The sequence below is a fragment of the Bradyrhizobium sp. 4 genome (genome assembly GCF_023100905.1).
GTDB lineage: Bacteria > Pseudomonadota > Alphaproteobacteria > Rhizobiales > Xanthobacteraceae > Bradyrhizobium.
In genome coordinates this window covers 1,534,422-1,558,264 of the sequence record NZ_CP064686.1, presented here as the reverse complement: position 1 = coordinate 1,558,264, position 23,843 = coordinate 1,534,422, and the positions used below count along the sequence as shown (strand labels likewise).

Here is a 23,843-nt window from a genome sequence, read left to right as displayed (position 1 = left end):
ATTGACAGTAGGGCGCTAAGCACGGCGCCGCAGACACTTACGAAGCGATCGGCGATGGGATCTCGAACACAAATGCGCAAAACTGCTTCATTCACGATCTGAAGCATAGCCGGATCCTAGGCTATTCGGACCCGGCCATCGCAAGCGCGGCGACAAGGGCCGCGATGCTGTTTTTCAAGCGAACGGAAGTCGGGGTCTCCACGCTCCCGATCGAATTTCAGTCGGACCCGTTGTCGATCTGTTCGAGGAGCCCGCGCCGGCTTCGATTTCATCGAGGATTTCCTCTCGTTGATAACGGTCTGCTTGATGGTGTCACCACAGCGACGCTCTGGCGTGAGACACTCAGGTAACTACATCCTGAGGCGCGCGAACTGCATCGACGCATGCTCCGCCTCGCGAAGGGAGTCGCATGGGACGATGCTCAACAACGACTTACAGAACGCAGGCGTGAGCTTGCCGCGGTGGATCACAACGTTCTCGTGCCCCGTGGCGGCTCGAGCGCTCTGCCATTGCCGATTGTAGCCGCGCTGTTCATTGGACTTCACGTGGCAAGCGGCGAAGTCGGCGCCGCCCAGCGTGGCCAACTGCCAGGCATGTACCGGCAGCTTGGTATGGATGTGCACCCACATCGGATTTGGCATCCTACCACTGCGCAGCGCCTTGGGCTGCAGCTTGACCTCGAACAGCGTCGCTGGCTCGCTCTTCAAGGCGCGGGGTGGATCCACAGACGCAAGTTCTTCGGCCGCCTGCAATTGTTCAAGGTACTTCTGCGACGGAAACGCGTACGTCTTCATGCAATCGATCGTGATCGCCGCCTTTCGTGCGTTCAACGAGTTTGCCTGTCCCTGAACCTCGGACAACATCGTCTTAAGCCGGACTATTTTTCCGTGCACTTCAGGCAATTGCGCATGCGTGAGTAGGCCATGTCGGCGGGGCTCCTCCAGCGCGGCTACACAGTTCTTAATCTCGGCGGTCTGCGTCTCCAGGCGCTTAAGGACGAGATCCACGACGTGGTCGGCGTCCTCAGGCTTCATCTGGCGCGCTTGCGAGACGGCGCTTTGCTGAGCCGGCAGATCGAACTGCAGCAGCTCGTCCAATCGCTTGAGTAGTCCCGTCAGTGCGTTCCTGGAGGGCGGAGCCTGCCACATCGCCAGGTGCCCGGTCGCCGATGATGACGCCCTCGCGCGTGCCTCCTCCGCACTCGCGAGTTTCTTCGTACCCAGATCCGAGAGTACGATAACCTTGGCAGTAGAGGCTGTGGCAGCGTCGGGCCTAGCGAGCTGCGGCTCGCGCAGCCCGGCCGTTGAACTCCCCTCGCGTGCGGCCGGTGCGCGCTTGCCTTTCCCCTTCCTGCGCGCCGCGTGGTTCTCAGCCGCTAAGTCGGTCTTTTCCGATATCGCAGTCTGGGCAGGCGGCTCCACTTGCCTCTTTGGCTGCACTGCCAAAAGTCGCGTGACTTGGTGCGCGGTGACCCATGCACCTTCCACGATCTGGTCCAACTGTTCCAATGGAAGGTCGGCATCCGTTCTAGCATCCCTTAGCCTGGCAACGATACGTTCCACCTCTGAGGCAAATTCCGAATGCCGTTCCATGACTCCTTCCAGAACGGTGCAGTGCTCTGCGTCGAGTGGCTCTCCGTCCTTGTTCAGAACGGCTTTGTACGTCGAGACGAATGCCGGAAAAGCATCCTGGATATAGGTCCCGAGCAGACGCACCCGCCCGTTCTCATCCATGAGGGCGTCCCTCACGGCTGGTTCAAACGTGCTCGCCTGAGACTCAATCAGAAGCTTCGCGAGCTTAATCCGCGATTCCAGATACAAGCACCCATCATAAAGTGCCGAGCCGGTGTGCAGGCGTAGTGCGGCTTCGTTGGCCTTCCGCATCTCGGGCGTCGTGCTTGGCAAGTTGGCAGTGGTCTCGCAGGCGGACTGCATCCGTTCCGAGCGCAACAGCTTCTTTCCCCACCACTCGATGACAGGCACATGGTCCTTCACCATACTGGAAGCCACTCGGCTCAGCTGGTCGGGGGTAGCGTTGGATTTCGAAATCCGCTGGAACAGGCCTGCCGATACCTGTCTGCGCTCTTCTAAGGCGAGGATAATCGCCGAGGCCACCATGTTGCCCTGACGCCCCGCCTGGAGCACGGCATAGCAGTATTGACGGGCCTCGGCGTCGGACAGAATGCTCGGCGCCACGGCCGGGCGCAGGCTCGCGTAGTACTCCAGAACTGCCGAGCCTGCTTTGACGAATCGATCGCTCAGCTCTAGCGCCTCCTTCAGCTCGGCATCCTCGCCCGGCTGACGGCAAGCGGCATAGTCCTCACGCAGGCGGTCCATGTGTCGCCTTGTTGCGTTGATTTCTTCCTCTGACGAGGAAATAGGGACTGCCACACCGGAAGTTGGCGGCTGGCTGGCGACCGGCGCCGTGTCTCCACCCTCGGACACTGAGGGAAAGCCGCGCCGCCGCGCAGTGGCTCCACGTGGCGCAGCGGCTGCACGTGCCGCAGCGCCTAGGATTCGATCTGGGCCAACGGAGGGACCGGAAGACCTGTCGCCAAGGGCATCGTCGGCACCGCGCGCCGTGCTAGCGGAGGGCGTCCCTCTATGTTGGGGCCCAGAGCGCATCCGCTCCACGACGGAATCGAACGATTGACTGCCTTCCCCAGGGGCTAGACTTGAGTGCGAGCGTGAACTGCTCGATCCGGCTCCAGCATCTGCAGTGCGCGATCTTCCAGATCGGCCAATGCCCGTCATATTCCATCTCCAATCAAGTCGAGAATGCGCAGCCTGTCTGGATAGACAGACTGGCTGACGAGTAGCTGACGAAGGGCGTTTTTCCGGTTGCACAGGAAACCCACATCGCCGTGGATCGTGGTCGAGTAGCTAGGCCATTTGGCTTTACCCTCACACATCCGAGCAGACGGCTTGGCGAGTAGGCCGGCGGAATCTCACTGCCGGGCTCTCATGGATCCCCACGTGAGACTCTCGCGTCACTGGGCTCCCATTAGGCGAACGAGCTGGGTATGCCGACCTTCCATTGTGCAAAAACCCGGGACGTTCGCGAGATAGCCGTTCGAGAACGCGGCCGGTCTTGGCCTTGCGACCCATAAAGCGTTTGGACCTCCGCATCATCCAAGCCTCGATTGTCTGATTGACGTATCGAAGGATTGCCACAGAGGCGCCCGCCTGAATCGACCGAAATATACAATCCCCGGCCGCAGGAGTGGATTGAGCTGCCGAGCGATGTCACCATTGACACATGGGTCGTTTTCGGAGGCACCCGCATAAACTTCACCGCCGAAGCGCTGAGCCGAGGCAGAAAACTGCAAAATGCTGAGGCGTTTTGTGAGTTCTTTGCCCGTCGCGGCCGGAAGCGGTAGCCAGGAAGTCAAACTTGACGTTCGAAACCGGGCATCTGTCACGCGCGACGAGCACTATCCGGCGCGAGCGCTTCCTTCAAGTTCACTACTGAATCGGCCCCTGCAATAGCGAAATACCAGTCGGTTCCAGCCGCCTTCATCATTCCGAATCGCCTTGTCCCACAGCCAATCTTCGAACAGCGCGCTCCAGGTAATACGAGGGATCATCGTCAGACGAAATCCGTCTCGCAGCTCTCTTGACCATCGCTATCCTCGACTTTGGAAAGATACTTTGTAGGGCTGTCTACTCGGTGCTACTGGTCGTTCTCGTTCTCCGTCCACACTTTGGGATGCTGTTGAGGATCAAGCACCCATTTTTTGCGACCCGCCATGAACAAAACCCATTTCCGTAGACGGGGTTCCATACCTCCTATGCCAGGACGTGATAAGACCAACGGATGATCGCCGTCCATTCGCAGTTCATGCTCCAGCAGGATATCGCCCGCGCACTCGTCGAGCGGATGAGTACTGCGTACATCTAGCAGGGACGTGATAACGTTACGCCCGAACTGTCGGCGAAACTGGTCTCCCTCGATCCGGACTGAGCCTCCGGCTCACAGTTTCGTCACCCGACCTGATAGCTGAAAAATCGCGCGGGCTTATCCGGATCACCGTAAGTACTGGAATAGCCTTCACCGGCAGTTGCAGCCCGCTCGGCTTTCTCCGACAAAATCCGAGTGCTCCTGCGGGTTACTGGCGATGTGCATGATGTCACTGGACAAAACTCTCTTCACTTTGCGCATGAACAGATTCTCGGTCGACGATCTTGATAATGGGCGGATTGGAACGCAAGGAGTATGGCGACGCGCCCGTCGACGACGACCCACCTCGCTCCAGGCCGGCAACCGTTCCGCAAAACGGATCCACCGATTCTGCCCATACATCAGATCGCTCCCGCATTGGCAAAGTGCACGCGATTGAGCTCGTGCGCGGCAAGCTTTGTCAGGAGGATATACAGCTTAGCTGACCACAACGTGACCAAAGCAGCTGTCCGCGCTCCAATGCGCCGGCCAAGCACTCTGCGGAAGACTTATTGGCCGTCAAGCTCTCTAGGACCGGGGCGCTTCGGCTCAGACGGGACAACTTGCAGACGCGCGGTCATGCACCATGCGATTTCCTGAGCAAGTCGCCCACCGATTGCGAGATGCTGCACATTCTGATCAGACGTAGAATGTCGATCAGAACAACATTTTTCTCACGTCCGGATGGAGCCAAACCGACATTGCTGGGCGAGTGACCATGACTGGGTTTGCTAGTCCAGAAGAGTCGGTGCCCAATGTGAGCCTTGCAGGAAGACGCCGTCATGCAAAATCACCAAAATCATCGCTCACCCTACCAGAGCTGTCAGCGACAGATTGCGTTCGGTCATCAGAGCATCAGGTGCGACTAGGAGACTGAGACACAGACCTCAGAGGTCTTGTCACTATCCAGGATGTGAATGCAATCTATCCAAAGAATTGATTTCACACTTCATGTGCTGCCGGGTAGGGAAAGCGCCGTGCATCACGCAACGTCGTAGGTTTGCTGTCGGCAAAGCTGCGATGAGTACGTGATCATGGACACCGCGATCGGATTGTAGGCACGGTTTTGCCCGGTGCGGCCAAGTTCATGTCACCCCCCGTCTTTGGATTGTCCGGCCGTTGAGCATTTCTTTCCAAAGCGTCTCGGTGATTTTATAAAAGTCAACAATAGGAAGGCGCGGCAGGACGGCCTCGTTATGGCGTTCTCCAGCTGAGCGTAGCCGCGCTTGGCCATCACTGTCGCTCCGGTGATCGGAGCACGAAGGAGGCTCACCTTTTTGGCCGAATGAGGAAGTTCGTTGCTCAAGCACGGAACGCCTGCCGGCGTGTGAGGCTTTGCAAATTGAGGGCCGCGATGCAAATCGCATATCATCGCTGCTCCCCCATCAAACCTGCGGCCGTGCGGCTGCGCTCGCCATCGGAAGCATCGATCGTGATGAGGAGATTTAGATCCAGACCATGGAACGGCATTGTCACTAATCCGCCATGTGAATGCATCGAACCAAACCATCGATTTCACCAATCAATGTGTTCTCGGCAATCATCTCGACTTCACGATGTCGGCGACAACTGCCGCGATTGTTCCGGCGCTGAGCGGGTGCTGCCCGCCTATCGATGCATTGTATTGATTGCCGCCTACGCCCCGATGGAAAGAGCACATTCGACGTCACCAAGATTCACGCGCGCCACGTGAGACAGTGAACAACGCCAGTCGAGCTCACAATGGAATCCCGATCCAATATGCGATTCGCCTGTACCGCAGCTCTTCGTCTATTCCGGATTCCAATGCTTACGCGGAGGCCGGACTGTTCAATTCCGCTCGGGGGTGGCGTGACGTGGTGGGTGTCTTGGCGTTACTTGATAGGATGTCCTGGAATGCGAACGCTACTCGTTGATCATGAGAGGGACCCTGCGCGCGTTGTACAAGATGCGCTCTCCGATTGCGGTTTTGCCGTTGACGTAGCGTGCACCCTGGACGAGGCCGCCGCCGCTTTTTCTTGCGCCAGCTATGACATTCTCTTGCTCGAGTTGGTTCTACCGGATGGAGACGGCTTGGATTGGCTGAAGCAGTTGAGACGTGACGGACATTCGATGCCTGCCGTGATGATGAGTAACTTCAATGAGCTCGGTAGGCGGATAGCGCTATTTAATGGCGGTGCGGACGACTTCCTGCCCAAGCCCGTATCTACTGATGAACTCATCGCACGAATGCGCGCTACTCTGCGCCGGTCAACGCAAATGACGGCCCCCATTGTTACCTTTGGCAATCTACGATTCGATTCGATCGGTCGGCAAGCGACGGTCAATGGTCGACCACTGACAATTGCCCGCCGCGAGGTGTGCATTCTCGAACATCTGCTCAGCCGCGCCGGCCGCACCGTGGCTCGTGCGTCATTGGAAGATAGCCTCTATGCATTTGACGACGAGGTCTCAACCAATGCGCTTGAGGTCGGAATCTATCGTTTGCGCGGTCATTTGAGTCGGTCCGGTGCGACGCTACGGATCAAAACCGCGCGCGGGATCGGCTACGTGCTTGAATTGAAAGGCGCGGCATCGACCGCGTAGTTAATTGAACTTGAAAGAAAAGACCATCTTGAGCATCATTCTTGACAAGCATGCTGGCGTCACTCGAGGATCGATCGCCGCCAACGGCCTTTCGTCCACATTTCTTCCTTGTCTTTGGCAGCTTTTGTGCGTGGTCATCCTGCTATTCCCGGCTGCGGCCGTAGCTCAGATCAAGCGGGATGATGGAAGTGGGCCGCAGCGTACGGCTGCCGACGGCATTAGCGCAACGCTGACCCTTTCCTCTTCGCTAGGTAAGACGATTCACCTGCCAGCGCCAGCCGCGAGCATCTTTGTCGCAGATCCTACGGTCGCGGACTATCAGGCACCTTCGAACAGGACCATCTTTGTTTTCGGCAAAAAATCCGGTCGGACCACCTTGTTCGCACTGAACGAGGCCGGGGAGGCTCTCGCTGAGCTGCGTGTTGTCGTCACCCAGCCGATCGAGGATCTGCGCGCCACGCTGAAAGCCCAGGTCGGTGACTATCCCATCCAGGTAAGCTACACCCCGCGTGGGGCCATCCTTAGCGGTACGGCGCCCAATGCGGAGATCGTCGATATAGCGATGAAAGTGACCGAGCAGTTTCTTGGGTCTGGTGCGCTCGTCGTCAACAAGATTCAGGTGGCGGGGTCATTGCAGGTGAATCTGAGCGTGCGGGTGGCGGAGGTCTCGCGGAGCGCCATGAAGGAGCTCGGCGTCAACCTCTCCGCTTCCGGTCAAGCTGGCCCTTTCACTCTCGGGTTGGTCAGTGGCAGTGGTGGTGGATACGGCGCGGCGCAGGGCGGCGGTACGGCGAAGATGGGGGTCAACACTGGCCATGTGAACGTCAGCGCTATGCTCGATGCACTGGCTCACGAGCGCCTCGCTTCCGTACTTGCTGAACCGAACCTCACCGCAATGTCAGGCGAATCCGCCAGCTTCCTCGCCGGCGGCGAATTTCCCATTCCGGTGTTGCAGGACAATCGGCAGGTCTCTGTCGAGTTCCGTCACTTCGGCGTCAGCCTGGAGTTTGTGCCGACCGTTCTCAGTAACAATCAGATCAATATCCGCGTGAAGCCTGAAGTCAGCGAACTATCGTCACAAGGTGCTGTCAACATCAACGGCATCTCCGTGCCGGCTCTCTCCACCCGGCGTGCAAACACGGTTGTCGAGCTCGCCAGCGGCCAGAGCTTTGCAATTGGTGGGCTTATCCGGCGCAACTTCAGCACTGAGATCACGACTTTCCCTTGGCTCGGCGACGTTCCGATTCTTGGTGCGCTATTTCGCTCATCGTCATTTCAACAGGATGAGACGGAACTCGTGATCATCGTCACGCCTTACGTCGTGCGGCCAAGATCGAACTCGAAGCAGATGAGTGCGCCCACCGACCGCATCGCTCCGCCCTCAGACCTCGCGCGCAGTCTGACGAACACATTGGCAACGCGCTCGCCTGTTCGCGGTGCTCCCCCGATAAGCGTACCAGGCGCGACAAGGGGCACCGGCCACACCATCGAATGAGGATCGACCAATGAGATTACGATTCGTGCGCCCCTTCATCGGTCTGACGGCCAGTCTAGGTGGCTGCGCAAGCACCGCGCCGACTTACCTCGAGCCGACCGCGCAAGCGATCCTGGTTGAACAAGAGAAGAACGTCTTACTGTTACAGACCCTTGGAGGGCCCGAACGGCAGCGTCTGCGTTACTTCATAGCGAGTACCAGTCGCGGTCGGTACGACACGCTCCATCTTGATATCGTCGGCTCACGTCGGCTCGGGGCGCAGATAGCAGCTGAGGCCCGCGCAGTGGGCGTCGACGCTCACAACATCCGCCTGTACGGTCCATTCATCGATAGGCGTGATGGCTCTGCCGCCCGAATCGAGGCGATTACGTACGAGGCGCGCCCTCCCGTTTGTCCGTCGATTGCGATCGTCGGCCCTTCAGTGAACGACAATTCTTTCGATCCGACGCTTGGCTGCTCGATCCGCAACAACTTGGCCGGCATGGTCAACGATCCGCGCGACTTGATTGACAATCAGGCCGTTGTGCCGAGTGATGGCAATCGTGCGGCCATTCCCGTTGCCACATACAAAACCTTCGCGACCGGCAATAACAGCAACTTGGGTATGGCTAACAACAAGCTGCCGTCAGATCCCACGTCTGCCGGCACCCAGACCGTGCAGCCCTCTCGATAGCGAGAACATCAGTCATTCGATGCGACCTCATTCACAACACGAACTAGACTTGGCCGGCGGCAAAGAGTGCTTTTGCGACAGCCTCGAAGTACTGGACAGGAATGGAATTGCCAAGGCTAGTGTTGCGGATTAGCTCACGGACCAGGACGTGATCTTCGACGATACTGAGACGAAGGCGCCTCGCTTCATCAAAGAGCCGTGAAGCCGCCTCCCCGTCGCCGCGGCAAACCAGGACCGGGACACCCGTTTCGCCACGGATGTAGCGTACCCCGACCAGCAGCTCGCGCCCAGTCAAGATCAATGTCGCGCGACTCACGCCGAGAGGAGACTCGCTCGCCTGCTCCCGCCGAAGGCGTCGGTGTTCGCGTTTGACCTCCGGATTGCCTTGCTGCTCCTTGTCCTCGCGCTTCATATCGCTCTTAGTCATGCGCATGCCGCGCAAGAACAACCAACGCTGGATGAGGAGATCGACCAATCCGCCGATAAGAAATGCACCACTTGCAATCCCGATCAACAGTTTCACTTGAATGAACACGAACTCGACGCAGCCCGTGCCGCAAACCGGCAGATAGACCAGTGTCTTCCACGCGCCGACAACGACGAGGACAAAGATCGCGCCGAGGCAGAAGACCTTGAACAAGGTCTTGCCAAGCTCGATGAGGGAACGCAAAGAGGCGATGCGCTTCAGTCCGTTGATGGGATCAATGTTCTCGAATTTCGGCGTCATCGGCTCGGAGGAGAACACTAATCCACCATTGGCTAGGACCGTCGTCAGAATTGCGCAGGTGACCATACTCCCAAGAAGCGGGCCAACAATTCCCAGTGCAAGTTCGGGCAAGACGCCGAGCGCAAGATCGACCGCAATATTGAACGGCTTATCAAGCAGCTTGTCAGTCAGCATGAGCGCTTCACGACATTTGTCGTAGATGGAACTCGCTTCTAACCAGACATAACCGAGACCGGCGCAAGCGCTGAGGGCCCTGACTAGATCCGTGCTATGCGGAACCACGCCTTTCTTGCGCGAGTCGCTTAGCTTCTTTTCAGTGGGGGCGAGCGTTTTCTCTTCGCTCGTGTCGCTCACTTCAGTTTCCTCTCAAGCCTCTCCAGCTCTCGGCTCGACTGCATGATTTCCGCTTGCATGTATTCGATGAGGTAGAGCGTATAAGTCACCATGACGATCGCAAAACCTATATTCTTGATCGTCAACGATAGGTCCCGCGGGTTGAATTGCGGCGCAAAGCGCCCGAGCAGAAGCGCTGATATGTCGGCCAGCAAGAGGAAAGCTACCACAGGTCCAGAGACCAGGACGGCGGTACGTATGATGCTGTCGAGCACGCCCCACAACTCCAGTGTCCCTTGCATGCTCAGCGTGGGTCCAAGCTGATAAGCCGGCCAAACCAGATAGCTGCCGTAAAGCCCGCTGATCATGGTTTGCAGGCCCCCCGATACGACGAAGATCGTGGTCGCGGTGGTCCCGATAAGAAGTCCCGTCGCCGAAGCCTGACTGCGTGTCGCGGGATCGGCGGGAGTGACCACGCTGCTGATGCCCCGTTGCGCGTCGATGAACTCGCCGACGGCCTGAAGACTCCAGAGGGGAATACTGAGGAGGGCGCCGATCAGTAGGCCGACACACGTCTCCTTAAGACCGAGTAGCGGGATCTTGAGCAGACGAGTGTCCGGATCTAGCTCCTTCAGGCCATCGGCGATGTGCGCCAGGTATGGTAGTTCGAGCGCGACGGCAAGGCAACCGCGGATCAGGCCGCCGATCTGCGGACGCGTAAATACCGGAAGCACCAGCATGATGCCCACGGGGCGGGCCGCACCAAGGCCGGCAGCAACGACGAGTTCGATGGTCGCCTGGATCAGACTTGGCGTGTCGGCGGTTGACAGATCATACATGACGGCTGCTGCTAGTAGCCCGTCGTGAGCGCGGGAAAATCAGTGAAGATCTGCTTGGCTTGTTCGATGAGCGGGGCGCTCAGCACCGGAGCAAACAAACCTATAATCCCAACAATGACCAAAAGCTTCACAGTCAGTGGCAATGTCTGATCCTGGATCTGCGTTGCCGCCTGGATGATGCCGATGATGGTTTCGGCGACCGCCGCTGCAATGAGCGGAGGCAGAACCCAGGTCATGAAAAGCACCAGTGATCGGCTCATAAAAGGGAGAATAGTGGCCTCATCCATGCTCACCCTCCAGGTGTTGTATAGCTCAGCACCAGCCCGTGCATAAGCCGCGACCAGCCGTCAATCGCCACGAACAGAAACAGCTTGAAAGGAACTGAGATCACTGTCGGAGACACCATTGACATGCCCATGGCCATCAGAATGGTCGTTACGATCAGATCGATAGTGATAAACGGAAGGTATAGTAAAAACCCGATTTCGAAGGCACGCTTGAGTTCTGAGATTAGAAAAGATGGGACGAGAATGACAAAATCATCGGCTGTCGCTCTGCCGCGCATCTCTTCCGGCCAGACACGCTCGGTCGAGGACAGGAAGAAGCCTCGCTGTTCTTCATTGGTGAAGTTCTTGAGATAGCCTCGCAGCGGCTCCTGCCCCACTTTCGCGGCGGCTACCCAATCCTCGAGCGTTTGATAGCGGAGCTGCAGATCGGCGACTCTATTGTAGCTCTGCTCAAAGACGGGGGCGCTCGTGAAGGCGGTGAGCATCAATGCTGCGCCGTATAGAACGATGTTCGGTGGAATCGATTGGGTCCCAAGCGCATTGCGAACGAGGAAGAGAACGACAGATACCTTTACGAACGCCGTGGTCGTGACGACAGCGAAGACCAACAAGCCGAGCGCGGCCGTGACCGCAAGAAGCGGCAGTATTGCCGGTTCAATGTTAGTCATTGCCCGCTAACCCGCCACGCAGTCTAACGCCGAGCTCGTCCCCAATACGTACTATGTCGCCACTCCCGATACGTACGCCGTTTGCAAGGATATCGACCGGGCCGTCGACCGGCCGGCCAAGTTCGAATACATATCCTTTGCTGATGCTTCTCAGGGCTCCCAGCGTGATGGGCCAGCGGCCGCATTCAAAGACAAGCGAAATCTCAATATCGTCGAGATCGGCTTCCGAAGGCGACTGCTGTAAACCGGGCAGTGTCGTCATATGCGCATACTCCAGAGGGCGCGGCCGCAAGCGAAACGGTCCGTGCAGAATCAGGCGGGTGCCAGTGACATCTGCGGCGGCCCATAACGGGCCGGCAGTGAGGATGATCTGACCGCGGGCGAATGGCATTACATCCGGCAACAAAGCGTCGCCCTCACGTGTTTTGCGAAGAAGCGAGGCTGACGCCCGGAGGGAGCCGATCTCTCCTGCAATTGTAACGGGTAGCTGTGCGGGGACCTCGCACAACTGTCGCGGCAATTGGCCGAGTAGCTCGCCTAAGGCGCGGAACGCCGGCGGTATCGGTCCGTCAAGAGGCGAGAAAAGAAATAGGCGACCTTTGCCCCTGACCGGACCGTAGATGATGTCGAGTTCGATATAAGGCCCGTTCTTCTCGGCCTTTCCAACATGAAGGAGTCGCAGTTGCTGCTCTGTCTCAGTCTCCAGGTGCGCGAGCAACGATTCAAGTGCAAGTTCGAGAACCAGCGAACGACTTGGCTCGGAAAGTAAAGCTAGGCCACTCTGTACTGTCGAGATCAAGACCTCCGCAAGCGCATGCGGTATCGACAACACGAGCGCATCATCGCCGAGGCGCCAAACGCAATCGAGCATCGACAGAGCCGGAGGTTCCTCCTGCCACACAAGTCGTTCCAGTCGCACCGATAGCGGCTTGTCGCAAAGGTTACTCCGCAAAGAGGCGGAGGGCCGCACGTTTCTGTTGAGCCATGAGACGAGACTCTGGGTTAGACGCTGGCTCGGCTCGTACTTCGCGTATGCGTTCGCGCGAGTTGCAGGAGGCGACTGTACAGGGCAGCGCATTTGGTTCCCAACTGGACTAGCGGTCATCAAATTGAATCGCCCGCCACCAGCGTGGGCAAACCCCTCCCATGGCGAAGCAAGACTTCATCATCAGCCTCTAGCTCGGCTGTTACTTCCGAATGGGTATCGGCCGCACGCCGGACGTCGGTCTCGATTTGTCGCCATTTATGAGTCGCTGCGGAACGCTTCGCCCAGTGCGCACGCCTCTCGGATGCCGCTGTCTCGGCCTGCTTTTGAGTGATACGCGCCTCCTCAAGTGTGCGGCGTTTCGAGGTGATCTCAATCGCTAGCCTCTCAAGGGTGAGCTGGCAATGATCGAGTTCAACGACGGACAAGGTACCGACCGACATCAACTGCTGGTAAACCTCCGCCTGGGCATCTGTATGATGCTTTTCAGCAATTCCAAGTTCCTGCCATGCGTGCTCCGCGGCCGAGGTCGCGATATGACGCTTGGCTTCCATATTGGACAACTCACTACGTGCACTACGCTCGCGCATATCCTTCACTTGCCGCAAGCTCGAAACGTGTATGCAACTCATGCGGTCAGACGGCACATCCATGTGACAGTTTCCTCAAAAGTGGACGCATCGTTTTCACCCTGGCGCAAAAACTCGCGCAGATCATCGATCGAAGCGACAGCTCGGTCCGTCAGCGGATCGCTGCCTTGCTTGTATTCGCCAACCTTGATCAAAAATTCGGCCTCTGCATGACGGGAGATAAGATCACGGAAGAGGGATGCTGCCTTGCGATGCGGTGCAGATACGACGGCATCCATGACGCGGCTGCGGCTCGACAGTACGTCGATGGCGGGGAAATGCGCCCGCGCCGCGAGAGAGCGTGAAAGAACGATATGACCATCGAGAATGCCACGCGTTTCCTCGGCGATTGGATCGCCCGTGCCGTCACCTTCCACAAGCACGGTATAGAAGGCGGTGATTGAGCCACGCTCACTCATACCAGCGCGCTCCAGCAAACCTGGCAACATTGCAAAGACAGAGGGAGGAAAGCCCCGGCGAGTCGGTGGCTCACCGGCAGCAAGCCCGATCTCCCGCATAGCGCGGCTAAATCGCGTCAATGAATCCATCATCAGAACGACGCGCAGGCCTTGATCGCGAAAATATTCGGCGAGCGCGGTTGCCGTATAAGCACATTGCGCCCGCTCCGTCGCTGAGCGATCGGAGGTCTCAACGACGACGACCGTGCGGCGGAGGGCAGTCTCCCCAAGATGCCGCTCGATGAATTCACGCACTTCGCGTCCACGCTCGCCTATCAGCGCAACCACGGTCACGTCAGCGACCGCGCCTTTTACGATCTGCGACAGTAGCGTCGACTTGCCGCCACCAGGCTCTCCATAAATGCCGATGCGTTGGCCCTCGCCGCATGTCAGAAGACCATCCAAGACGCGAACACCGAGTGGCAGAGGGCGAGCGATGATGCACCTCGTCATTGGATTTGGCGCTTTGCCGCGCAGCGGGCGCGTCTCCATGGCTTTGACTGCGCCCTTGCCATCGAGTGGACGGCCGAAGCTGTCGATCACCCGGCCAAGCAAATTGGGGCCGACCGGCACTTCGTGCATTCGGCCAGTGGCAACGACTTCTGCGCGGCCGGACATGCCTTGCAGGTCACCGATCGGCGTCAGCAATACGCCGTCCTGCAACAGACCGATCACCTCGGCCTCAAGCGACCATCCGGTGCGCGGATCCTTGAGCACACAAACTTCTCCAATACAAGCATCCGGCAAAACTGCATGGATCAACGTGCCGATCGCACGCGTGATCCGCCCGCGTACGGCACGCGTGTCCACATGGCTTGCCGTAGTTCGCAGACGCGCCAGCGCCGCGTGCAGAGTCCCATCTCCATCAGGACAGCTATGGTCTGGTCTCGGCGCCGTCACTATTCGTCTGCCTCATGATCTAACCCAAGCCCCGAACGCAATGCGCGGAGCTGCGCGTCAAGTCCGAGATGGATATTGCCAAATTCGCTCCACAGCACGCATTCGTTCGCTGACAGCGCCGGGTCCGGAATAATTCGGACTTCCGGCCGGTCCTCCCGTCCGTCGCAGGCAGCAAATTCGCGCGTAAGCGCATCAGCATCCATGGGGGACGCATGAAGGGACAGTTTCGGCCCGCCATATCTGTGCGAAATCGTGTGACGAACCGTCCTCACCAACATCTCGCCGGGATCGAAATCGCCCAGTAGATCAGTTACGATGTCCATCACGAGCGCTGACAGTTCCTGCTCCAAAACGGCCTTTCGTCGTGCCACTTCCGAGGCAGCCTGCGCGACCAGCTGTGCCATTTCCTCGGCGCCGGCCCTCACCCCCTCAGCATGGCCGCGCGCACGCTCCTTCTGATAAGCTCTGCGCGCCCAGCCGCGAACGCGCTTCAGATTGCGCTCGGCCACGGCACCCGCCTCGAGGGCGCTGTGCCAAATCTCGAGATCCCTCGCCGCTATGAGTGGCCCAAGGGGGCGGATGTGCGGAGCGACGGGCGGCGCAGTTTCGTCGTCTGTCATCCCGCTGGGGCCTCCCTCGCCAAATGGGCCAACACCGGCGAAAACAATTGGCCCGCGGCATCGCGGTGTTCAGTCGCCGGATTGTCGGCGGCCGTTCCGACAGCTAGGCGTAGAAGCACGCGGCGGCAATCAAGCGTTGACGCTTCATCGAGCCAAGCGCCGAGGCAGGCATGTCCATCGTCTTCAATCCCGAGCGCGAGTTGTTGAGGATCAGCAATTAATCTTGTCGAAACCGCATGCGCTGCATGTCGGATCCCGAAAGCCAGCACCTCGGTGCCGACGTGCTCGACCAGAGCGGCGACATCATGCTTTGAAACCAGCCTTGTCAGCGAACGGGCATGCCAAATGCCGCCGGCGAGGAGGGCAGCCCTGCTCGGATCATGCCCGAGGAGAAGGTCTGGCTCGAAGTCACCTCCGTTCAAGCCCATTTCATCTTCAAGCAGCAACGCTTGCAGTCTTATCTGCAGCCTAGGACTCTTCTGCAGTCGCACCAACGTCGCGGACGAGAGGTTCGCGTCAAGTCGCGCGGCAAGGCGGGTCGGATGAATCGTGGCAGCAAGCTTACGAATACCTACAGAGGCTAGTTTCAGCGGATCATGCCGCTCGGCAGACGGATTCGGTCTCGTCATGTCGGATACCACACTACGCCGCATTAGGCTTAATCGCTTTGCGAATCATCTCCATAGCAGAGACAGCCGAGCGCCCACCAACAGCGCTAACTTTCTGAGATGATTGCCTGCGCTGACGCCCACGAGCGCTCAGCAAGACGCAGGACAGCACGCCGAATACAGACCCGCCGAGACCCATGCCAACCGCAACCAATGGCGTCGAAATGACTCCAGATGCTTGGGCGAGACCAGCCGCAGCCGCCGGTCGCGGCTCTAGTGCGGGCCGCTCGACTGAGACGAAAACAACAGCCACCTTGTCATAGGATAAGCCCTCGATGCTGTTGGCGACGAGCATTTTAATCTGCGGCAGCAAGATTGAGAGATTTGCCCTCGAGTCATGTCGGATGAAAACCGACGCCGAAGATGGCGTGGTGTCACGTCGCAACAGGTCGTTCTTTGGCAGAACAACGTGGACGCGCGCCGAGAGGACACCATCGATATCACTGATCGTGCGAGATAATTCCTCGCTCAGCGCATAGACGTAACGGGCGCGCTCCTCGATTGGCGAAGCAATCAGACCCGCCGCGCTGAACACTTCGCCTAGACTCTTGAAAGCGTGGCGCGGCAACCCTTCGCCATTCAGCAGGTCGATTGCGGAAGCAATCTGAGTCTGCTCGACCTGGATCGTGATAGTCCCGTCCTTAGCAGCAACGCGGAGGGCATCGACCCCGTTCTTGAGGAGGACCGCAAGCATCTCATTGGCCTCACGCTCCTGAACTTTCGTGTAGAGATCGGCTTTGCAACCAACCAGGGCAAGCAGGAGCGGCAGCAGAGCCACAAGTTGAAGCCGCTTGCGGAATGGGCGCGCCTGATCGCTGTCGCGATCGATTAAACCAATCATGCGCCCCACTCAGCCCGCCGATATCAGCTTATTCAGAGATGAACCGAGGCTACCGATGCCATTTGAAATGAGTGTTACCTGGATGACGCTATCAGAAACATCCTTCAGATTCGCCAACATCGCCTCGAAGTCACCTGCGCCACTGGGGGCGCCCGGCACACCTGCTTCCGCTTTGCCCGGTTGCAGCAAAAGGGGCTCCGACGTCGACCCGGTCTCCGCACCTTTTGGAACTGCATTGACCGGATACATCGCAGAAAGATTCTGGAGGATGCGATCGCCCAGCGGGCTCGCCTGTGTTGTTGCACGCGATACCTCGGATGTCGGCGGAACCGCCGCCGCTCCCGTTACTGGAGGCGCAAGGTCTTGAACCGAAGCCGCTTGCAAGAGACTCTGCTGAAACTGGACCTGCTCGTCGACCGCTGTTGCCGAACAGGCCTTGGACAGGCCTTCTAGATTGTGAGAGATCGGCGCAGCGCCTAACATCATCATGGAAAGACTCGCTCTCATCGAGATGTGATACGACCAGCCGTTCAAGCCGATTAGCGGCTCAATGTCCTAGACAGGCCAGCTGACGACAAGCTGACGAGTTCGCCCGCACATCGCCATCTAAAGATCACGTTTCGCGTTCACGTACCGAACGTACTCCTGTTAGTTTAAGTCAAAGAGAACCATGAATGCTCATCCGATCCATAATCCCGCACGTTTTGAACGGAGTTCTGTGTGTCGCCGTTTTCGTTTCCGGCGGAACACAGATCGCGCGCGGCGCTCCCCTGTCGCTGCCCTCGACCCCTTATCGATATACGGTTCTGGATCAGGAGCTTTCTGCCGCGCTGCAGGAATTCGGCAACAACCTCAATATTAAAGTCACCATCAGCGCCGAGGTGAAGGGTCGGATTCGCGGGCACATGCCGGACCTGCCACCGCGCGAGTTCCTTGATCATCTGACTCAAGTCTACAATCTTCAATGGTATTACGATGGGCTCGTGCTTTACGTCTCTACCGCAAAGGAAGCGCAAACTCGTCTGCTTCTGCTAACTTCAATCAGCTGCGACGCGCTCAAGGCAACCCTCGATGCGCTCGCCATTTCCGACGAACGCTACATCATGAGATCGGCTCCGGGAAATGGCCTAGTCCTTGCGTCCGGTCCACCACGCTTCATCGCACTCGTGGATCAGACGCTCAATGGTCTCGTGGCGGAGGCGCAGGCGCGACCTCGCTCCATCGAGATGCCGTCTCGGGAATCTGTGCTGATGTTATATCGCGGCGCCTCCGCGACGATCGTTCGGGATGGGCGAACTGAAGCCCCGTACTCTTCAGACCTGCCGCGTCAGGAGGGTACCTTGCCTGCGCAAGGGCCGGGCCCAAGATGATACCGCTCAATCAGCCGTTACGCGGGGTGTGCAAGGAGGCTGGACCGATCGTCTGATCAGACGCCGCACAAGCAGGGCGAGACGAACGTGTCGTAAATCGGCTCCAGAACACGAGAATTGTCGCTGCGCGACCTTGTCCATCAGTATCGGGATATCCGGTGGTAGTGTGCGGGAGGTTCTGCAAAAGCTAGCGGCTGAAGCGGTCATAGTAAATCCGGTGCTTGCGAAGATCACCGCCCTAGCGGAGCAAGGCCACCAAGACCGTGACGAAGATTAGGACGGATGGCTCTACCGTCAAACAGCTTATTGCGTCGGAAAGGGATCCTGAAACCGCTAATCCGGGGTGCGGTGCAGGAAGCTCTCGAAGCCACGATGGCGGAGGCGCTGGGCGAGGCGCGGCTGGGCTATCGCTCCGGCTACTATACCCGCTCGCTGATCACCCCGGGTGAAGGTGCCGCAGGACCGTCAGGGGCGGTTCTCGACCAAGCTGTTCAACGCTATCAGCGCTCGGAGAAGGCACTGGTAGCGGCGCTGGCGTTCGGACAGCAGTCTTGAATGGCCCCGGTTTTGCGACTGCACCGCATTTTGCGGCTTGGACGGGTTAACACCGAGGGCACAGTCGAGCGGCGGGAAAGAAAGGCTCGGGGCAGTATCAAAGCCTGAAAATCGGCAACTACGGACGCACTTGATCGTTGGTGCGACCTCAATCATCAAGCTTGGCAAGCGAGGCTCGAAAGCCCCGCTCTGGATTCGGACCATGCTGCAAAGACGGGCCGTCAAGCTCATAGCGGTGGAGTTCGCCAATAGCTTGCGCGCACCATATGGGCCTTGCTGGTCAGAGGCGGCATCTATCATGCGTCGCGTGCAATGCTGAAGCCTAATCTTAAGAAGTCTCCGGCGGAAGAAGAAAGCTGCCGAGGAGGCAAGGTGCAAATCTGGATGAACCCCGAATGACGACATTCCCGGTCGCAATCAGACCGCCTGGCTTACTGCGCTTCGAGCGCGAGAAATTGATTGGCCGATTGCTTCCGCGGATATCATCGTGGCCAGCGGCCGGGCGCCGCGTTTACAGGTCGAATATATGACCGCACCGTCATCCCTTGTTCGACCAGAGAACGATCTTGCAGCCCGGGCCGTTCCACACATGAGTCAGAGCGGGGTCCAGTCCAATGCCGAACGCCACCCGTGTCAGCCACGACGGGCTCGTGTGAATCAGTGGGAACTATTACAGCATACCCGACCATACGCGGCGCAGTGTCGAGGTGCAGCAATTGCCCGATGTAATCCCATTCTCGATCAAGCGCAATCGTTGCCGTCCATCCCGTTCTAGAGAAGGCCGCCGGCGAACTCGCGTCGCGCCCTAGCATCGACAGGCGGTCAACCGGTCTAGGTCGCGACCAGGCGTATCCGAAGCCCTCGTCGATCGGGCCGGCGATCACATGCCAAGGCGGTCGCTGGGTGTTACCGAGGTGTCGCAAGCGCCTCCCCCAATCGGAAGGCCGGCCATAACCATCCACGCGCAGCCGGCAGCGATCGACAGCGTCAAGAAAGGCCTAGTCGCACTCAACATGCCAGGTGCGCTCAGAATGCTGGACACCACGCTGCGGCGGATTGAAAGAGGGTGAAGTCACCTGGATTGAGGCGCTCGAAACGCTTATCGAGGAGCTGCCCGTGCGCGACAGTCGCGGTGTCAGCACCGCGCTGAGAATGTCTCGCCTGACCACGGTCAAAAAGGCTCGCTGGCTTCGACTTCGCATTCCAGCTCGATCGCAATCGCATTCTGGCGCTTGCCCAATTGAAATTCATCTGCTTGCGACACCGGCAAGAGCGATCTCACGCCGGCACTCGCGGTCGAGGCCGTGAAGGCGGGAAAGAGCGTCGCGTTCGCCACGATCGCGGACATCGTGACGACCACCGTGCGCGAGCACCTGCGGTTCCTCGCCCGCGCCTCCCTCCTTGTCGTCGACGAAATCGGTTACCTCCCGGTCGCGCCTGGCGGCGGCAATCTGTTCTTCCAGTTGGAAGACGCCCGCTATGACAAGGGCGCGATGATCCTCAATTCAAACTGGCCACAGCAGTGCTTGATGGACTGCTTCCCCACGCAATTGTTATCACATCGAGGGATCGAGCTATCGGCTCCGCCAGCACGCCGCTCTCGTCGCGGAAAACGTCCGCTCGCCAACCCGCCGCAGCCCAAGCGCCGCGGCCGCCCGCCTGGAAGGACCAATGACTTAGCGGCTGATCCCCGAAGCACAATCGCCGTCACCCAGGGAAATCTGGACATTCTCACGGAAAGTTCGCTGCCCGTTGACAGAGGTCCATGATCGCCACCAGGTACAACAGCCATCTGCAGTCGAAACGTAAGTGATTTCGGCGAGCCAGATCCGGTTCGCTGCTGCGGCCCTAAAGTTGCGATCGATGAGGTTTGGCGCGATCGGCAGGCCATGACGGCTGTCGGCAACGCGGTGCGGCCGGGCCATCATGGCGCCGATGCCTTGCCGATGCATTAGGCATTCGATCCGGCCAGGGCTGGCGCCAGGTCCTTGTGCCCGCAGCGCGGCATAGACCCGTGGGTTGCCGTCCCCGAGCGCCGCTGTCCTGATGAGATATCAGTCGAGAGCGCAGCATTGGTCGTCGTGCGTGCTCTGTCCGGACGCTCGCGCCAGGCGTGATAGCCGGCCGGCGAGACCTCGAGCAAGAGACAACAGAACCAATACGTCCGCTACTATTAGGTATGCCCGGGTCGCTTGTGTAGGGCGGCAGCGCCAGCGCAGCGGGCGGGTGCTTGCATTGCGCGATATCGTGCACCGATCGTTGCGGACAACGTGATTTGGTCCGCGCAATCGGAATACGCTGCGCTGACGCGATTGCTTGTATTGCGGTTGTGGCTCACGAAGCGTCCCACGTTCTCAAGTTAACGCATTTAGTCTTGAGCGCATATAGGTCGCAGGTCCAGGCAGACGTTGACGAGCAATCAATGCGAGGCGCTTTCGCATCGACACGCAAGACCGATCCGCTGCGTTGATCTTCCGAGCTTTTTTGCTTCAACGCGTCGCGCAAAGCTCCTGGTCAGGAGTCCGGCCGATCGCGCACTCAATGCGTTCGCGCATAGCTGGATCGATATCTTTGGCGCCGAGCAACTTTGGCGCCGGCCGCTCTTGCATTTGAAGAGCTGGTCTATCCCAGCTAGCGCAACTGCAGAGCCCCAGAGTGGCGAAGAGAGCCGAGCACGAAAGCAGACAAAATGAACCCAAGCGCCACCGCGCTGCCTTACGAGGTGAATTCATGCGGTCCTTCTTAAATTGACTGCTGCGCCTGTGAATCGGGCGCAAGGAGCGTGTTGCTGAGTTCCTCGGACGGGGCGTCGTCGTCCTTTGCAGCTGCGAGTGTAATGGATCCAACAGGCTGGATTGTGAAGTCCGAGGCAAGGTCCTGATAGGATAGAACAGCAAGATCGATCCCATTACGGGTGAGAAAGCCGCGGACAAAGCGTCGAATATCCATCGTAGCAAGGATAACCGGCTTGATCTGCGCCCGAACTACGTTCGAATGGATGTGACGCATTTTTGAGAGCAGCGCCTCGCTTTGCCCGTCGCTCAAAACCAAGTAGGGTCCTTTGGCAGTCTCTCGAACCGCGCTGCGCACGATATCCTCGGTTTGACGTTCGATGACAAAGACCGGCACGACGCGGTGTGCGTTGGCATACCGATGGCAGATTTGCCGTCTCAGACCGGAGCGAACATGTTCCGTGAGCAAGACGACGTTTTGTTCACGTCCGCTCCATTCGGCCAATGCCTCCAGAACCAGTCGTGTGTTCCGGATCGGAATACCCTCCTCCAGGAGGCGCCGCAAGACGTCGGCTACTTTAGGGATCGGCGTCGTACGCAACACCTCCTTGACCAGATCGGAATATTCCGTCTCCATGCGGCCCAGCAACTGGCGCGTCTCCTGGATACCCACCAAGCACTGTGCATAGCGTGTCAACGCCGAATGGACGCGCAAGGCCAGGATTTCAATGGGACGGTGGTGCCCGATGCCGGCTGCTTTGAGAGCCGGTGCATTGCTCTGTTCAATCCAGATTTGATCCGTCTCCCGGTCATGCCGAAACGGGATGCCACTCAATTCAATGTTGGCCGGATCGTCGTGGAGTGCGAGCTGGGTTGGATCAATTAACTCCTGCTCGACGGGCACGCCCTCGACATCCACCCTGTACTGCAGGTCTGGCAAGCGCTCGTCGACCTCGATGGGGATGCGCGGAATTGTGATGCCGAGATCAGACGAGATCAGTCCCGAAACGCGTGCAATGTGCTGTTGCAATTCTTCTTTGTCGATCGCCCCTGTCAGACTTGACGCAAGGAACAACGCGATGGGAAGCGCCTCCGCAGGCACGATTTCCTTGTTAGACTCTGTGGGAGCCGGGCGAGAGACATCAGCGCTTTTCTTGCCGCTTTGGGTCCCACCGTCGGCAAAGCTCGCTGCCGCAAAGACTGCAGCCAAGACGAGAAAGACAGGGAGCGGAAAACCCGGAATAGCCCCCATTACAACGAGGACGCAGGCAGACAGCCGCAATGCGTGCGAGTTTGCTGTGAGCTGGTTAACGATGTCGGTCCCAAGATTGAGCCTTACGACCCCATTTACACGAGTGATGATTGTCGCAGCTGTAATCGAGAGCAGCAGCGAGGGAATTTGTGAGATTAACGCATCACCTATGGTCAGCAGGGTATATTGATGCAGCGCCGCCTGGAAAGACATGCCCTTGGAGAGCAGGCCGATGGTGATCCCGCCCAGCATGTTGACGCAGATAACCACCAATCCTGCGATGGCGTCGCCCTTTACGAATTTCATGGCGCCATCCATAGCCCCGTAAAGCTGGCTTTCTTTCTCCAATGTAGCGCGCCGGCTGCGGGCTTCGTTCTGATCGATATGGCCATTGCGCAATTCCGCATCGATTCCCATCTGCTTGCCTGGCAGAGCATCGAGCGTGAACCGCGCCGCCACCTCCGCCACGCGTTCAGCCCCCTTGGCCACGACGATGAACTGCACCATGGTCACGACTAAAAATATGACAATACCAACGACGATATTCCCCGATATGACGAAATCACCGAACGTGCGAATGATGCTGCCCGCATCCCCCTCAGCCAAGATCAGCCGCGTCGTTGATACGGTGAGCGCCAGACGGAATACCGTGGAAATCAGAATGACGCCTGGCAAGGACGAGAAATCAAGTGGAGTGCTAATATAGAGAGCGACCATCAGCAGCAATATGGCGAAGCCCAGATTGAAGCCGACGAGCGTATCGATCGCCACTATCGGGATCGGCATGATCATCATGCCGACCGTCAGAAGCAGCATCAACGCGACCATCAAATCGGAGCTGGCCGACGCGCGCGCAATGATCTTACGCAGGACGCTGGTCATGGGGACCTTCCGATCGTTGATTGATCAGGCCAGTGCCGTCACGCAACGAGACATAGCGTTGGAAAGCGGCGAGCGCCTCGTCTATGAGGCCGGCCCGCCGCAGGGCGTGGCTACGCAACAGCATCAAAGAGATACGCGCCGAGGGTTCGTCATCAAGTGTGTTCAGCCTATCTATGACCTGCAACGCCTCACCTCCGAGACCTTCCAAGATGAGGGCATAGGCGAGAATCCGTAATAGATCGACGTCTCGCGAGTCCTTGCCGACGATGAGTCGTAAGAGAGCCACGCATTCTGCGCTCTGCCCACATGCAAGGTGAAGATACGAAAGTGTACAGAGCAAATCGCGCTCCTGCCCGGAACTCAGCGAGTCGTTATCGGATTTGGAAACGTTGGTCGTCCGTTGCGCTCCATCGGAGTTGAACATT

At 58.5% G+C, this 23,843-nt stretch carries 21 protein-coding genes and 1 pseudogene; 7 read left to right on the top strand and 15 right to left on the bottom strand.

Annotated elements, in window-relative coordinates:
• Positions 1 to 350: 350 nt before the first annotated feature.
• A complete protein-coding gene (locus tag IVB45_RS07130) occupies positions 351 to 2,753 on the bottom strand; it encodes a hypothetical protein (protein WP_247359472.1) in 2,403 nt (800 codons plus the stop codon).
• A gap of 3,061 nt (positions 2,754 to 5,814) precedes the next feature.
• Between IVB45_RS07130 and IVB45_RS07125 the strand changes: the two genes are divergently transcribed.
• The 3 genes from IVB45_RS07125 (at position 5,815) to IVB45_RS07115 (ending at position 8,672) form a co-directional block, all read left to right on the top strand.
• Positions 5,815 to 6,504: a response regulator transcription factor gene (locus IVB45_RS07125; protein WP_247282071.1), complete on the top strand. Its 690-nt coding sequence runs from the start codon at positions 5,815 to 5,817 to the stop codon at positions 6,502 to 6,504.
• Positions 6,505 to 6,577: 73 nt separating this feature from the next.
• A complete protein-coding gene (locus tag IVB45_RS07120; protein WP_247282082.1) occupies positions 6,578 to 7,999 on the top strand; it encodes a type II and III secretion system protein family protein in 1,422 nt (473 codons plus the stop codon).
• A 10-nt stretch (positions 8,000 to 8,009) separates the two neighbouring features.
• A complete protein-coding gene (locus tag IVB45_RS07115) occupies positions 8,010 to 8,672 on the top strand; it encodes a CpaD family pilus assembly lipoprotein (protein ID WP_018458361.1) in 663 nt (220 codons plus the stop codon).
• A 43-nt stretch (positions 8,673 to 8,715) separates the two neighbouring features.
• Here the strand turns inward: IVB45_RS07115 and IVB45_RS07110 are convergent, their stop codons facing one another.
• The 11 genes from IVB45_RS07110 to IVB45_RS07060 form a co-directional block, all read right to left on the bottom strand.
• Entirely contained in the window at positions 8,716 to 9,753 is a 1,038-nt protein-coding gene (locus tag IVB45_RS07110) for an EscU/YscU/HrcU family type III secretion system export apparatus switch protein (RefSeq protein WP_247359471.1), read from the bottom strand.
• Positions 9,750 to 10,571: a type III secretion system export apparatus subunit SctT gene (sctT, locus tag IVB45_RS07105; protein ID WP_018458363.1), complete on the bottom strand. Its 822-nt coding sequence runs from the start codon at positions 10,569 to 10,571 to the stop codon at positions 9,750 to 9,752. The genes IVB45_RS07110 and sctT overlap by 4 nt, the downstream gene beginning before the upstream one ends.
• 11 nt (positions 10,572 to 10,582) lie before the next feature.
• Positions 10,583 to 10,858 (bottom strand): EscS/YscS/HrcS family type III secretion system export apparatus protein, encoded by a 276-nt coding sequence (locus IVB45_RS07100; RefSeq protein WP_018458364.1) that lies wholly within the window; start codon positions 10,856 to 10,858, stop codon positions 10,583 to 10,585.
• A 2-nt stretch (positions 10,859 to 10,860) separates the two neighbouring features.
• Positions 10,861 to 11,526 (bottom strand): type III secretion system export apparatus subunit SctR, encoded by a 666-nt coding sequence (sctR, locus tag IVB45_RS07095; protein ID WP_247300634.1) that lies wholly within the window; start codon positions 11,524 to 11,526, stop codon positions 10,861 to 10,863.
• Positions 11,519 to 12,397, bottom strand: a complete 879-nt coding sequence (sctQ, locus tag IVB45_RS07090) for a type III secretion system cytoplasmic ring protein SctQ (protein ID WP_346015302.1) — start codon at positions 12,395 to 12,397, stop codon at positions 11,519 to 11,521. Before sctQ ends, sctR begins: the two co-directional genes overlap by 8 nt.
• Before the next feature lie 233 nt (positions 12,398 to 12,630).
• Complete coding sequence (locus IVB45_RS07085) at positions 12,631 to 13,164, bottom strand: hypothetical protein (RefSeq protein WP_247359468.1); 534 nt, start codon at positions 13,162 to 13,164, stop codon at positions 12,631 to 12,633.
• Positions 13,140 to 14,408 (bottom strand): type III secretion system ATPase SctN, encoded by a 1,269-nt coding sequence (gene sctN, locus IVB45_RS07080; protein ID WP_276011503.1) that lies wholly within the window; start codon positions 14,406 to 14,408, stop codon positions 13,140 to 13,142. The genes IVB45_RS07085 and sctN overlap by 25 nt, the downstream gene beginning before the upstream one ends.
• An 89-nt stretch (positions 14,409 to 14,497) precedes the next feature.
• Entirely contained in the window at positions 14,498 to 15,118 is a 621-nt protein-coding gene (gene sctL, locus IVB45_RS07075) for a type III secretion system stator protein SctL (protein ID WP_247359467.1), read from the bottom strand.
• Positions 15,115 to 15,747, bottom strand: coding sequence for a nodulation protein NolU (locus IVB45_RS07070; RefSeq protein ID WP_247359466.1), 633 nt, complete (start codon positions 15,745 to 15,747; stop codon positions 15,115 to 15,117). The genes sctL and IVB45_RS07070 overlap by 4 nt, the downstream gene beginning before the upstream one ends.
• 13 nt (positions 15,748 to 15,760) lie before the next feature.
• Entirely contained in the window at positions 15,761 to 16,627 is an 867-nt protein-coding gene (gene sctJ / locus IVB45_RS07065) for a type III secretion inner membrane ring lipoprotein SctJ (protein ID WP_247359465.1), read from the bottom strand.
• A 9-nt stretch (positions 16,628 to 16,636) separates the two neighbouring features.
• A complete protein-coding gene (locus IVB45_RS07060) occupies positions 16,637 to 17,116 on the bottom strand; it encodes a nodulation protein NolB (protein ID WP_247344784.1) in 480 nt (159 codons plus the stop codon).
• 185 nt (positions 17,117 to 17,301) lie between these two features.
• On the opposite strand from IVB45_RS07060, the gene IVB45_RS07055 reads away from it, so the two are divergent.
• The 3 genes and pseudogenes from IVB45_RS07055 to IVB45_RS07045 all read left to right on the top strand — a co-directional run bounded on the left by IVB45_RS07055 (position 17,302) and on the right by IVB45_RS07045 (position 18,871).
• Complete coding sequence (locus tag IVB45_RS07055) at positions 17,302 to 17,997, top strand: nodulation protein NolW (RefSeq protein WP_247344785.1); 696 nt, start codon at positions 17,302 to 17,304, stop codon at positions 17,995 to 17,997.
• A 282-nt stretch (positions 17,998 to 18,279) separates the two neighbouring features.
• A pseudogene (locus tag IVB45_RS07050) lies at positions 18,280 to 18,534 on the top strand (transposase); the annotation flags it as partial.
• 55 nt (positions 18,535 to 18,589) lie between these two features.
• Positions 18,590 to 18,871, top strand: coding sequence for a transposase (locus tag IVB45_RS07045; RefSeq protein WP_247359464.1), 282 nt, complete (start codon positions 18,590 to 18,592; stop codon positions 18,869 to 18,871).
• Positions 18,872 to 19,723: 852 nt separating this feature from the next.
• On the opposite strand, the gene IVB45_RS38985 is transcribed toward IVB45_RS07045, so the two are convergent.
• Positions 19,724 to 19,888, bottom strand: coding sequence for a hypothetical protein (locus IVB45_RS38985; RefSeq protein WP_275992090.1), 165 nt, complete (start codon positions 19,886 to 19,888; stop codon positions 19,724 to 19,726).
• On the opposite strand from IVB45_RS38985, the gene IVB45_RS38980 reads away from it, so the two are divergent.
• The gene (locus IVB45_RS38980) at positions 19,857 to 20,321 is read left to right on the top strand and encodes an ATP-binding protein (RefSeq protein ID WP_276011502.1); all 465 of its coding nucleotides are present in this window, start codon (positions 19,857 to 19,859) and stop codon (positions 20,319 to 20,321) included. The genes IVB45_RS38985 and IVB45_RS38980 overlap by 32 nt on opposite strands.
• A gap of 973 nt (positions 20,322 to 21,294) precedes the next feature.
• Here IVB45_RS38980 and sctV read toward each other — a convergent pair.
• Both sctV and IVB45_RS07030 read right to left on the bottom strand, forming a co-directional pair.
• The gene (sctV, locus tag IVB45_RS07035) at positions 21,295 to 23,418 is read right to left on the bottom strand and encodes a type III secretion system export apparatus subunit SctV (protein ID WP_247359463.1); all 2,124 of its coding nucleotides are present in this window, start codon (positions 23,416 to 23,418) and stop codon (positions 21,295 to 21,297) included.
• On the bottom strand, positions 23,399 to 23,842 hold the full coding sequence (locus IVB45_RS07030) for a hypothetical protein (protein WP_018458377.1): 444 nt from the start codon (positions 23,840 to 23,842) through the stop codon (positions 23,399 to 23,401). Before IVB45_RS07030 ends, sctV begins: the two co-directional genes overlap by 20 nt.
• Between the last annotated feature and the right edge of the window lies 1 nt (position 23,843).

What these genes read in the sequence shown, in the direction of transcription:
- IVB45_RS07130 (WP_247359472.1), bottom strand. Translation starts at nt 2,753, where the DNA reads ATGACGGGCATTGGCCGATCTGGAAGATCGCGCACTGCAGATGCTGGA.
- IVB45_RS07125 (WP_247282071.1), top strand. Translation starts at nt 5,815, where the DNA reads ATGCGAACGCTACTCGTTGATCATGAGAGGGACCCTGCGCGCGTTGTA.
- IVB45_RS07115 (WP_018458361.1), top strand. Translation starts at nt 8,010, where the DNA reads ATGAGATTACGATTCGTGCGCCCCTTCATCGGTCTGACGGCCAGTCTA.
- sctT (WP_018458363.1), bottom strand. Translation starts at nt 10,571, where the DNA reads ATGTATGATCTGTCAACCGCCGACACGCCAAGTCTGATCCAGGCGACC.
- IVB45_RS07100 (WP_018458364.1), bottom strand. Translation starts at nt 10,858, where the DNA reads ATGGATGAGGCCACTATTCTCCCTTTTATGAGCCGATCACTGGTGCTT.
- sctR (WP_247300634.1), bottom strand. Translation starts at nt 11,526, where the DNA reads ATGACTAACATTGAACCGGCAATACTGCCGCTTCTTGCGGTCACGGCC.
- sctQ (WP_346015302.1), bottom strand. Translation starts at nt 12,397, where the DNA reads ATGCTCGATTGCGTTTGGCGCCTCGGCGATGATGCGCTCGTGTTGTCG.
- IVB45_RS07085 (WP_247359468.1), bottom strand. Translation starts at nt 13,164, where the DNA reads ATGGATGTGCCGTCTGACCGCATGAGTTGCATACACGTTTCGAGCTTG.
- sctL (WP_247359467.1), bottom strand. Translation starts at nt 15,118, where the DNA reads ATGACAGACGACGAAACTGCGCCGCCCGTCGCTCCGCACATCCGCCCC.
- IVB45_RS07070 (WP_247359466.1), bottom strand. Translation starts at nt 15,747, where the DNA reads ATGACGAGACCGAATCCGTCTGCCGAGCGGCATGATCCGCTGAAACTA.
- sctJ (WP_247359465.1), bottom strand. Translation starts at nt 16,627, where the DNA reads ATGATTGGTTTAATCGATCGCGACAGCGATCAGGCGCGCCCATTCCGC.
- IVB45_RS07060 (WP_247344784.1), bottom strand. Translation starts at nt 17,116, where the DNA reads ATGATGATGTTAGGCGCTGCGCCGATCTCTCACAATCTAGAAGGCCTG.
- IVB45_RS07055 (WP_247344785.1), top strand. Translation starts at nt 17,302, where the DNA reads ATGCTCATCCGATCCATAATCCCGCACGTTTTGAACGGAGTTCTGTGT.
- sctV (WP_247359463.1), bottom strand. Translation starts at nt 23,418, where the DNA reads ATGACCAGCGTCCTGCGTAAGATCATTGCGCGCGCGTCGGCCAGCTCC.
- IVB45_RS07030 (WP_018458377.1), bottom strand. Translation starts at nt 23,842, where the DNA reads ATGTTCAACTCCGATGGAGCGCAACGGACGACCAACGTTTCCAAATCC.